The 12,024-nt window shown below is 58.0% G+C and carries 6 protein-coding genes; 2 read left to right on the top strand and 4 right to left on the bottom strand.

The window, feature by feature from the left end; genetic code table 11:
* Positions 1-246: 246 nt before the first annotated feature.
* Positions 247-1,173, top strand: a complete 927-nt coding sequence (locus tag AC3I65_RS07600; protein WP_047226301.1) for a GGDEF domain-containing protein — start codon at positions 247-249, stop codon at positions 1,171-1,173.
* Positions 1,174-1,320: 147 nt separating this feature from the next.
* On the opposite strand, the gene AC3I65_RS07595 is transcribed toward AC3I65_RS07600, so the two are convergent.
* Together AC3I65_RS07595 and AC3I65_RS07590 are read right to left on the bottom strand one after the other, a co-directional pair.
* The gene (locus AC3I65_RS07595) at positions 1,321-2,091 is read right to left on the bottom strand and encodes an iron-containing redox enzyme family protein (protein WP_370695177.1); all 771 of its coding nucleotides are present in this window, start codon (positions 2,089-2,091) and stop codon (positions 1,321-1,323) included.
* A 79-nt stretch (positions 2,092-2,170) separates the two neighbouring features.
* Positions 2,171-4,630 carry an EAL domain-containing protein gene (locus AC3I65_RS07590; protein WP_274090367.1) on the bottom strand — a complete coding sequence of 820 codons (2,460 nt, stop codon included), beginning with the start codon at positions 4,628-4,630 and terminating at the stop codon, positions 2,171-2,173.
* Between the two features lie 301 nt (positions 4,631-4,931).
* Between AC3I65_RS07590 and AC3I65_RS07585 the strand changes: the two genes are divergently transcribed.
* The gene (locus tag AC3I65_RS07585) at positions 4,932-9,596 is read left to right on the top strand and encodes a hypothetical protein (RefSeq protein WP_488523599.1); all 4,665 of its coding nucleotides are present in this window, start codon (positions 4,932-4,934) and stop codon (positions 9,594-9,596) included.
* Positions 9,597-9,606: 10 nt separating this feature from the next.
* On the opposite strand, the gene AC3I65_RS07580 is transcribed toward AC3I65_RS07585, so the two are convergent.
* Together AC3I65_RS07580 and AC3I65_RS07575 are read right to left on the bottom strand one after the other, a co-directional pair.
* On the bottom strand, positions 9,607-11,424 hold the full coding sequence (locus tag AC3I65_RS07580; protein ID WP_047226298.1) for an ABC transporter ATP-binding protein: 1,818 nt from the start codon (positions 11,422-11,424) through the stop codon (positions 9,607-9,609).
* Positions 11,417-12,019: a DsbA family protein gene (locus tag AC3I65_RS07575; protein ID WP_171061403.1), complete on the bottom strand. Its 603-nt coding sequence runs from the start codon at positions 12,017-12,019 to the stop codon at positions 11,417-11,419. Before AC3I65_RS07575 ends, AC3I65_RS07580 begins: the two co-directional genes overlap by 8 nt.
* Positions 12,020-12,024: the final 5 nt, after the last annotated feature.

Raw genomic sequence — 12,024 nt, 5'->3', positions numbered from 1 at the left:
GTCAATACATTGATTTACAATCGGTTTTTATTCTACTGAACCGAATGGCACGACTTTCGCTCTAAAGATCCTCAAACACGCCATGTTCGGCGGGTAATGGATGTTGAGATGAGACTTATGCCTGCCAGGTAAAGCGGACTAAACTCAAATCAGATGTCCTACGGGACTGAAGGACCAGTACGACGCGCCGCCCAAAGCCGCCTCACCCAACCTGTCAGGACAGATTTGCTTAGGGGCTCACGCCATATGAAAACGCCAACCCAGATCAACGCGATTGATTTCGACAGCGCCAAACTGCAGCGCCTGGGCTTTGGCCAGCCGTCACCGCTGGTGGCACGCTCTGTCAATCTTTCGCAGTTGCGTCAGCAGCTGAGCCAGCAATTGCAGACCAGCCTGGAGCCGCAACGGATCCTGGGGCTGTTTTTTCGTGAGGTTCAGCGGCTGGTGCCGCTGGACGCGCTGATCTACCGCCACAGCCCCAGCGATCTGCGCCTGGAGCTGGGGCAACGCGGACATCACACCCTCACCTACAACCTCAGCCATGAAAGCGAGTATTTGGGCGAGCTGGTGTTTCGCCGCAACCAGCGCTTCACCGAGACCGAACAAGCCGATCTTGAGTCTGTGTTGTCAACGCTGCTGTTTCCGTTGCGCAATGCTCTGCTCTACCGCGCCGCGACCCAAAGTGCCCTGCGTGACCCACTGACCGGCACCGGCAACCGCATCGCCATGGACCAGACGCTGATCCGTGAAATTGATATGGCCAAGCGTCATTTGCAACCGCTGTCACTGTTGATGCTGGACATTGATCATTTCAAGCGCGTCAACGACAGTCATGGGCACGGTATCGGCGATGAGGTGTTGAAGGGCGTAGCCGAGGCCATCAAGAATCAGCTGCGCAATGTGGACATGGTGTTCAGGTTCGGCGGCGAAGAATTCCTGATTCTGCTCTCGAACACCAGCCGGGACGCCGCGGCCTTGGTCGGAGAACGACTGCGTCATGCCGCCCAGGCGCAGGATTATTTTGCCGCAGGTACGCGGATCGAACTGACGGTGAGCCTGGGTTGCGCGACGTTGCTGCCGGGTGAGTCAGTCGAAAGCCTGCTGCGCAGGGCCGACAACGCGTTGTACGTGGCCAAGCGCGAGGGCCGCAACCGGCTGGCGATGGCGGGTTGAAAACCAGCAATGACAGATTCTGTGAACACCGTCGAAAAATGTGGGAGCGAGCCTGCTCGCGATGGCGATCAGGCAATCAACCTCCCCGTTGACTGTCCTGACCCCTTCGCGAGCACGCTCGCTCCCACCTGGGTTGGCTATCGGGTATCAGCTCCCGGCCAACGCCAGGCGCTCACGGGTCGATGAGGTTTTCCCCACCGATTCCGATTGCTCCAGTTGCATGCAGCGCTCCAGGAAGAGGTACATGTAGTCGTAGCTCTTGCAGACAGCCTGGCGCAGTTCGATCTGCAAGGCCTTGCTCGGGTTCATGCCCGCCAGGGTGCAGATGATTTCCAGGGCTTCCCAGGGATGGGCATCATCGTACTGGGCGTGCATCTTCAGCCACTTCATGGCTCGCTTGCGGTCTTCCTCGGCGAAAGCCGCCGCGTAGATACCACTGGAACACACCAGTGCCGACCACTCCCCGGTTGCCCCCTCGATGGCATAGTTGGTCGCGGCGATGGCCACGATCAGCGAGTCAGAAGAACTCGTATGCCAGCACCAGTGGCTCAGCGCATGGAGTTCGGGTGGCACTTGCTGCGCTTGCAGATCTTCCAGGGTCACGCCATGGGCGGCGCTCCAGTTGACCCAGTAATCGGCATGGTTGAGTTCGACACGAATGTTGCGCATCAGCCAGCGACGCGCCATGTCCTCGCCGGGATGGCGGGCAAAGCGTGTCTTGGTGAGGTTCTGTGCCATGTATAAGGCGAACTGTTCAACGACCGGCCAACCACCAATAAGGTAGTGGCGCATGGTCTTGGCACTGAGCTTGTTATCGCGCATGCGTTGATACAGCTCGTGTTCGACAACCCGGCGCTTGCTCTCGCTGCAATCGGTAATGAGCTGTTGTGCCCATTTCGGATAGCTTGTGGCGTCCATGAGCGGGCCTGTTCGGTTGAATGTGTCGATCACTGTCGGGCTCCTTTTGATTGTGATTTTTTCCGGATCAACAAGAGGTTCAGCGGAACGTGCCGGGGGCCTTGAATAACAGCGGCTGCGGCCGGGCCGGCCTGCATTGCAACGTATCACAGGTAAACAACTGCGGGCGTTCAATCACATACCCTTGAGCGTAGTCCACCCCAATCTCCAGCAACGCCTGCTCGATCTGGGTAGTTTCAACAAACTCGGCAATCGTGCGCTTACCCATGACGTGGCCGATGTGATTGATCACCTCGACCATTGCACGGTTAATCGGGTCGTCCAGCATATCCTTTACGAAACTCCCGTCGATCTTCAGGAAGTCTACAGGTAAATGTTTCAGGTAAGCGAATGAAGACATTCCGGCACAAAAGTCATCGAGCGAAAAGTAACAACCCAAGCTCTTGAGTTCATTGATAAAGCGGATGGCGCTGCCCAAATTCGAAATAGCACTGGTCTCGGTTATTTCAAAACAAATCATTTCTGGTGGAATCGAGTAGGCCGCGAACTGTTTACGCAGGAAATCAAGGAATGCCTGATCTCCGATAGTTGTGCCTGACAGATTAATCGCACACATGGCCATCGGTCCCTGTCGCGAATCGTTCAGGCACTGGCGGATGATCTTGAAGACGTTTTCCACCACCCAGCGATCCAGGGAAGTCATCAAGCCATAGCGTTCTGCCGCGGGAATGAAACTGTCCGGCAGAATCATCCTTCCGGCTTCATCATGCAGGCGCAACAGGATCTCGATATGCCCACCGCCATGGTCGCCCGGACCCAGCGCGGCAATTTCCTGGGCATAAAGACAGAAGCGATTCTCCTCCAGGGCCATGTGCAAGCGCTGGACCCAAGCCATCTCGCCAAAGCGCAGGGACAGCTCCGAGTCGTCGGCGTGATAGACCTGGACGCGATTGCGGCCCTTTTCCTTGGCCATGTAACAGGCCATATCGGCGGCACGCAGGGACGCCTCCAGCGTCGTCGGGCTTTGAGCGATATGCACCAGACCGATGCTCACGGTGGTCACGAATGGCCGGCCCTTCCAGACAAAATGCAGGTTCTGTACGGTCTGGCGCAGCCCTTCGGCGATCTTTTCCGCGGCCTCCGGCGAGCAGTTCTCCAGCAAGATACCGAACTCATCGCCCCCCAGTCGGGCCAGGGTGTCGTTTTCCCGCAGCCCCGATTGCAACAGTGCGCATATATGCCGCAACAGTTCGTCACCCGCCGCATGACCACAGGTGTCATTGACCAGCTTGAATTGGTCCAGGTCGAGGAACATCAATGCATGGCGCCCCACCTGGCGCGTCAGATTGTGCAGGGCTTGCTCAAGGCGATATTCAAATTCCCGGCGATTGGCCAGGCCGGTCAGCGCATCATGGGTGGCTTGCCACGACAGGTTGGCGATGTATTGGCGTTCCTGGGTCATGTCGTGCAACACCAGCACCGCTCCGCTGACCTTGCCGGCATGGCGGATCGGCGCACCTACGAGCGTGACGGACACAGTGCTGCCATCCAGACGCTGGATCAGTTTGGAATGCTCGCTGCCACCACCGAGCCGGCCGCTGAGAATATGCTCGATCAGGGTCAGCCCTTCACTCTGGGCGTTGTCATCGAGCAAATTGAACAGGGCGGCCAGAGGCAATCCCGTGGCGTGCTCGGCCTTCCAGTGAGTCATCGCTTCGGCGGCGGGATTCATGTAGGCGATTGCCCCGTCCACATCAGTGGTGATCACGCCGTCGCCAATGGACTGCAAGGTGATCTGCGCCCGCTCCTTTTCCAGTTGCAGGGCATTGGCGAAGACCTGCCGCTGGGCCAGCAGTTTATGCGTGCGCAACAGCGCCAGCACGATCAACCCCAGTGCGGTGGCGAAGTTGGTCACCAGCAACAGGCGCAGGATGAAGCGCGACCCCTCCCCCAGCGCATCGCTGAAAGCTTTGGCTGCCGGGGTGACGGAATCGTTGATGGCAAAGATTTTCGCCTTCCAGCCGCGAATATCGGCCTCAGAAGCCTGACCTGCGGTAATCCGGCTGTGCATCTGGCGGGCGACGTCATCCAGTTCAATCAGGTAGCCGTCGCCCACCGTCCAGAGATCGATAGCCTCTTCCAGGTAACTGAAGTGTCGAAAATTCAGGTAGAGCCAGATCAGACTGGACACGTCGTCCGGGTGGTTGCCGCCCTTGAGGATTCCCGCCCGTGCAGCCTCCAGATCCGGCGGCTGACGGTCCAGGGCCACCCGTAGCTCATGCCCACCCTCAGGTACGGCGATAGCCCGCTGGTACTTCTGAAAGATTGTTTCGTCACGACTGTCGGCATAAAGATTGAGGTAGTAAATGGCGTCTTTCTGACCCTTGGACCAAAGGCTTTCTCCCGCCACGTAGCCGCGCACCGCAGACAACACGTAAAGACTGACACCCCCCAACAATGCCTGAAACAGGACGACGGCGATAAAAGGCCAGACGATGCCCAACAACCGGGGGGTTCCGAGAGTCCGCGCTTGAGTCATGAGATCCCTTGCATAGGCGTAGGCGATCAGCATTCAGACCGCTCATTCCCGCAAGACTAGGAGGCGTAGCAGCTCCCCGCAAGAGGCCGGACACTATTTGACACCCCATGCCCCTGGATGCCTGAGACAACAGCGGTGATAAAGCCCTGGTAATTGCCAAACGCCGTTACAACTTTCCTGCACCCCATACATATCTACCACCCCGGGTTTGCCTGGACTGTTTTGATACGGAACTTCTCTAGACCTTGCACTTTATCGAGGCGCGTAGAGAAACGTTCGTTAATCACCAGGAAACCTCCATATGCAATCTACCGCCGCCCCCGGCCTTTCAACGAGTCTGAGCCCGACACCCTCTTATGCCGAGAAACATCAGGGTTTGCTGGGCGATTACGAGGCCATGCTATCGCTCGTTCGAAACCATCAGATACCGCTGCAGACGTTGGCCGACAGCCTGATCAAGCCCAGGCTTTGTTCACCCATGGCGTTGGAAAATGAAACCGGACAACGAGCACTGCACACGCTCATCCAGGATAAAAACTATCAGGCGCTGTGCAAAACGCTAAGCGCCCCTCATTACCACTTGATCGTCACTTTAAAAGACGGCAAAGCCCTCTACGAGACACTGTCAAGGAACAGAGAAACCACCATTCAGATTCCACTGAACAACGACCCCTCTTGGAACGGGCTGCGTGCAAAGATTGAAAAAACTGCTCGACTATTAGGCGGGCAAATTCGTTTCGACGGCCAAGTAACATTTGCACGAATGACCTGGTTTTACGGTATTACCCCATGCAATCGGCAAAACACCGAGCAACGCCACGCCACGATGAATGCGCTGGAAGAGAAACGCGCTCACCACACGCTGGGGCTTGGACATGGAATAAACATCGACGCCCTGAGCCCCCACACTGAGAACCTGATCACTGACACAGTGCGTCAATTCCTGCCTACGCCGCACACCCCATTGCTGGCCTACCTCGGCGCTTCGGATATCGACACATTGACGACGACGCAAATCCGGGCGAAGCCTTCGGCGTATCTGGAGGCTATTCTGCAATCGACGAACGCCCGGAAACTGGCAACCAGGTTATTGCAAGTGCTGGGCTGGTTTGGCGGCAGACCCGGTGAGGACACGGCTGCAGGGATATGCACCAAGCTGCTCGCCCACGCCATTCGTCTTTGGCTTGAAAAGGAGCAAAACGAGAGCCCGGACAGTATCGCCGGTTACCCGTGGCAACGTTCGTCCAACTGGGGGAAAAGCTATGGGCAGATTCGGGCCGAGTTCGAGGCGCATCTGCTGTCTTCAAAACGCGCCGCGTCAGTGAACGAATCCATTCTGCTCGCGCGTCTTTATCAATCCTTGTTCCCGCCGCACTTCCAGATTCACGATATACCGTCGCAACTGCCTTACCGAAGCTCCACCGTCTGGGTAAATTTTGCTCATGGTGTGGGTCTTGCTGACGCGATCGACCCGACGCTGCTGCAAAGACTGAGTTTCCAGCAACTGGTCGACTTCCCTGGCCAATACGCCAGTGAAGCCACGGCTGATGACCTGAAACTGGTCACCCTGACCAGATTGAAACCCATGCTGGAATGGGCCGTGACAAACGGCCTGGTTGCCCATAAGGCCGACGAGCACTACACCCTGCAGGACATACAGACTGCTGCAGAAAAGCTCGACTTCACCATCGATAGCTTGACCCGGGCGGTCAACTGGCTGGATAGCCGCCCCCCCGAGAGGCTGAACATCGCCCGGCTTAAAATGGCGAAGCTCTTCGCAGACGGCCGGTTCGTGACGGATGGCAGGAAGCTGGTGAAGGAGGCCAGCACTTATGCCGCCCCCGTGACTCGGCTCAGCGGCCCCATCGCAAAACTCGCCCCCCAAACCTACACATTCACGGATGTGTATGCAGCCGGCCAACTCACTGAGCATAAATGGTTCGTCACCCGGCCCGATGGAAAAGTCATCACCGATGTCTGGTTCAAGATCGACCACGATACGACCCTACAGACTAACTTTGCCGGGCCCGGCTTTAGCGCTATTGCCCAGCAGGACAGGAAGCTCCCCGATATCGAGCAAACGTTCAAAACCCATTTCGACATCTACCTCAGCTTCATCAGAAGTTCCTATCGCACGTTGATCACCCACCTGCTCGCATCCCTACCCCTGGCTGATCGCCAAGCCCTGGAGTACGGCGTGACAAAGGTCTACACCCTCAGAAAAGAAACCACGGGCATTGAAGCAAACAATGAATCCGAAGATAAGACGCTGCCCCTGCGCGCGCGTAATGGCTTCATCCTGGAAACGACGAGCCAGCGCAAAACCTCGTACTACGAACTGCTCCCGCGGGCTGGGGTGATCCGCCCACGACCGGATATTCAGCCACACCATATTGGCGCAGAGCGCAAAATCGAAAAGTGGAGAATCAGCCGCGGCTCGGCAGTGAGTGTGGATGTTCTTCGCCATAAAACCCTTCCGTTCGATTGGGATGCCCACGTAAAAGGCACCCTCCCCGGCGCTCACAAAGAATGCCAAGCCATCCTGGACCCACTTGGCGGCACGTTCGGCGAATCGAACAATAGCGACGCCAACCACACTCTACCGCGGACATTGGAGTCGAAAGTCACCCTGGACCTGGCCCGGTACATTTGCGAGAAGCTGCTTTTCGTTGACGAAAAACAGCTCTACGACAGTTGTTATGGCGAAACCGAATTCGACCGTCAAAAGGCCAGGCGTGAAAAAAACCTGGAAATCCTCAAAATGTTTGTGCCCTTCTGGGGCAGTATCGAAGACTTGGCTTCGGGGGACCGTGATCGCCTGGTGAGTGGAGCCTTTGGCCTGTTCACAGATTTTGTTGCATTCGCCCGACCCATGGGCAAGTTTGCGTCAGGCTCGCTGAAGTTGGTCAGCGCCGCGGGCAAGTTGAGCATTGGCAAAGCACTGCCCGCCTTTGCAACGCTGACAGGTAGTTTGCTCAACGCCACCCTGAACCCGCTCGACGGCATTGCGTCCTTGCTACGGGCAGGCAGCCAGAGCGTGTACAGGTTCAGTAAAAAGGGCTATCTGAGTCTCAAGACGTTGTCCGGGCGCGCCGGCCAATACGATTTCGTCCAAGGCATGGCCCAAGCCACGGACCCGGGCCGCTGGCGTCCACTGACAATGAATGACCAGTTGAGCACTGTGCGCGGAGTTGACGATGTTCCTGTGCGCAACACCACAGCCACAGGCAGCGCCGATTACCGTTTGATTGACCCTTTATCGTCCAGGCCTTACGGCCCTGGGCTGGGTGCTGACGTGTCACCGGGCCGCTCCCACTTCAACACACGGGCGCAAACCGACACCGAGACCCTCGTTGAGTTACCGGAAAATGCCCGGGTACTAGAAGTGCTTGAAGCCGATGGCAGCCGCCTCTTCTATGTGGATGGCGTGCCCTATCGTTTGAAGGCCGGAACCCTGCGTCGCATCAGCCACCCGGATGACAGTCCACCCTTCAGGAAACTGGCGTGCCGTGTTCGTCGTGCGCCGGATGAGGTGTGCAAAACCAGGTATGTAGTGCAAGACAAACCTGCCGAGCGCCCACCCGCGGGCGAGTTCAGCACTGAGTTAAGCTGGGCGCCCTGGTTTGGTGACGCAACGTTCTATCCCTCCACGCCCAAGCATCCCAACGATCGCGCCCTGCTCGCCTTCGAAGGGAAAATCTATGAACTCAAGGACGGCAAGCTCAACACCTACAAAGGCAAACCGCAATGGATCGGTCTCTCCAGCAGAGTCCCCATCCCCAGAGAAACCATTACGGCGACCCTGGAATTTCAAACCGGTCTGTACGGTGGCATCAAAGTAACCGGTTCGGCAGAAAAAATTGACGATATCCATCAAACCGGCGCGCTCATCATTCCCTCGATCGATGAGCAGTTCACGTACATATTCACCCGCTTGAACACGGATGATTATTACATGACCAGATTGCTCTCCACTGAGAGTGTCGAGGCTGCTCTGAGCCTGAAAAGGCTTGGCCCAAGCGACCTGACGCCCGGCTCTTTGGGAGAAGAGCTGCAACGGGTTTATATCGGTTCGTTGAACGCCAACAACGCCGCGCGAATCTACGGCAGAGACCAGGTCGAACGGGCACTGGACAAGATCGATGAAATTTCGATACCCATTGGCGCACCGAGCCATCCACCCTCCAATATGAAGTGGTTGAAAGTCAGTACCTACCCCGCCGAGGCGGTGTTATTCGATCGTCGCACCAGAATGATTGTCTCTGATTTGCCTAACGGAGCAGCCGTGTGGCAACCCACCACGCAAGCGCCCGAAGCCATACAAAAATCAACCGCAAGCATCTTCAACGCGCTTTTTACATCGCCGTCCATTGCCGGCCCGTCTCAATCCACCACCCGAGCGGTGACCATCAATGACGCCATGCGAGAACTGCAAAAAACCCTTCCGACCAAAAATCAAAAGAACATAGCTTTTGCCCACGTCATCACGGCATCCGGAAACAACGAAATATATGTCAGTGTTTCCGGAATCGAGGACTACACCCAGCACCTGCCGCTGTTCAAATCCCACAGTGGCTATACGCAAGTCAACGTCAAAGAGGCCACTTACTTCAATGTTGATGGCATCAGGAACGCGATTGACCCTGCCTCCCTCACTCTGAGCGCCGATGGAAAATTGCTCGCTATCCCTCATCTGATGGATGCTCCGGGCACCTCGGACAGGCTCAGTCGAGTGACCTCTGCGGACAGTGAAAGCAAACTGATTGCCTACATCAGCGAAAAGTATCCAAACCCTGAAGACATCAAGTCGATCACGCTTGCCACCACCCTGCCTCCTTGCGAATCCTGCGCGATTGTCATGAAGGAGTTCGGTCATGAGCGCGGAGCCGCTGCGTTGAACGTCATCTGGGGACAGCGCCGTAAGCGTCCGGCAACTGAAATGAGCTCTTCAACCGAATCCGATTGATCCCTGGCGATCAATGCTGCTGCAGATGCCCGTAGAGCTTGGCGTATAAACCACCGTCAGCAATCAGTTGCTGATGGTCGCCATCCTCGGCGATTTGTCCGCCGTCGAACACCAGCACGCGGTCGGCCTGCTTCACGGCCGACAACCGGTGCGCGATGATCAAGGTGGTCCGGTTGCTCAAGAACCGCGCCAGCGCCTGGTGCAGGTTGTACTCGGTGGCGGCGTCCAGCGCCGACGTCGCCTCGTCGAGGATCACCACCTTGGGCTCGGCCAGCACCATCCGGGCAATGGCCAGGCGCTGGCGTTGCCCGCCGGACAGACGCACGCCGGAACGGCCGACGATGCTGTCCAGACCGTTGGGCAAACTTATGATCGTCTGGTGCAGTTGGGCGATTTCCAGTGCCTGCCAGCAGGCCTCGTCCGTGCGCTCGCGGCCCATGGTCAGGTTGGCCCGTACCGTGTCGTTGAACAGCGCGGGATGCTGCAGGACCACGGCAACATTGTCGCGCACGGTTTCCAGGCCGATTTCCTGCTGAGTCGAACCGCCGAAACGGATGGTCCCGGCCAGCGGCGTGTACAGCCCCAACAGCAACTGGACCAAGGTACTTTTGCCACCCCCGCTGGCCCCGACAATCGCGACTTTCTCACCGGGGGCAATCGACAGGTTCATCTGGTTCAGCACCAGTTCGTCGCCGTAGCCGAAACTCAGCCCCTGAACTTCGATACCCACGGTGGCACGCCCCTGGAACGGGTTAACACTGCCGGTGTATTGCGGTTCGTCGGCACGGGCCAACAACTCGTTGATCCGCGACAATGCGCCCCCGGCGGCATAAAACGCGTACTGCAGATTGAGCAGTTGCTCCACCGGTCCGATCATGAACCACAGGTAGCTGAACACCGCCAGCATCTGGCCGATGGAGAGGTCGGAGAACAGTACGGTGAGCATCGCCGCTGCGCGGAAAATATCGATACCAAACTGAAACAGCAAACCGCTGGCGCGGTTCGAGGCATCGGTTTTCCACTGTGAACTCACTGCGTAATCACGGACCTCCCTGGCCCGTGTCCCCAATCGACCCAGGAAATAACCCTGGCGGTTACCGGCACGCACCTCCTGGATGGCATCCAGGGTTTCGGTCAGGGCCTGGGTGAAGCGCGAGGTGCTGTCATTCTCCAGCTTCTTGAGGTGCTTGACCCGTTTGCCCAACTGGACCGTGGCGTAGATCACTAACGGGTTGAACAACAGGATCAGCAGCGCCAGTTGCCAGTGCATCCACACCAGAATGCCGGCAGTGCCCACCAGTGTCAGCATCGCCACCAGGAAACGACTGAGGGTTTCGCCGACGAATTTGTCCAGGGTGTCCAGGTCGGTGACCAGGTGTGTGGTCACGGTACCGCTGCCCAGGCTTTCGTACTCGCCCAGGGAAATACGTTTGAGCCGTTCGATCAATCGGACGCGAATGCGATAGACGATGTCCTTGGCCAGCCTGGCGAACAATCGCGCCTGCAGCACGTTGAACAGCAAAGCGCCGCATCGCAGGACCAGGGTCACCACCAGCATCAGGCCAATATAACCGGCCGCGCTTTGCCAGCCGCTGGGCAACGCATGGTTCATGACCTTCAATGCCGCGTCGCCCTGGCCCAGCAGCACTTCGTCCACTAAAAGCGGCAGCAGCAGCGGGATCGGTACGCTGCACAGCGTCGCCAGCACGGCCACGCCGTTGGCGATCCACAGGGCTTTCTTGTGTTTAAGGGCCAGACGGCGGATTTCTGCCCAGCTCAAGCGGTCGACGCGCTGCCCAGGGGATGCGTCATCCGCCCGGTCAGGCACAGGCCGCGCGCTCCAGCCAGCGGCCCAACAGCGGAGACAACTGGCTCAGGGGCTGGTAGCCGTTGGTAAGCAAGGCCAATTGACCGTCACGCTCGGCCAGCAGCGTAGGAAAACCCGCGATGCCAAGATCCTGCACCCAGGTGAAATCCGCGGCAGTGGCCGCATGTTGCTCGGCGCGGTCAAAGGCTGCGGCGAACTCGATGCGTGGCAGTCCAGCCTGTTCGGCCAGTTCCACCAGGACGCTGGCGTGGGTCACATCACGACCCTCGACATAAAACGCCTGCTGGATCAGCTTCAACAGTTTCCAGGCCAGGTCCGGCGCCAGGCCACGGGCCGTCACCAGTGCCCGGCAGGCCGGTTCGGTGTCATAGACAAAACCGTCCGGCAGCGCCCCTTCAAGCTTGAACGTCTGGCCGGTGGCCTGGGTGACGGCCTGCCAATGCTCGAGGATGTAGCGTCGGGTGGTCGGCTCCAGGGCCGAACCGCTGCCGGTGCGCAAACCGCCCACCACCAGGTGCAGTTCTACCCCGGCGGCCTGCGCCTGCTCGACCAGTGCCTCGGCAACCGGCGCAAAACCCCAGCACCAGGAACACATCGGGT

This window comes from Pseudomonas sp. N-1-13, assembly GCF_057787095.1.
The sequence above is the reverse complement of the archived record's forward strand: the minus strand, read 5'-3'. Positions and strand labels throughout refer to the sequence as shown.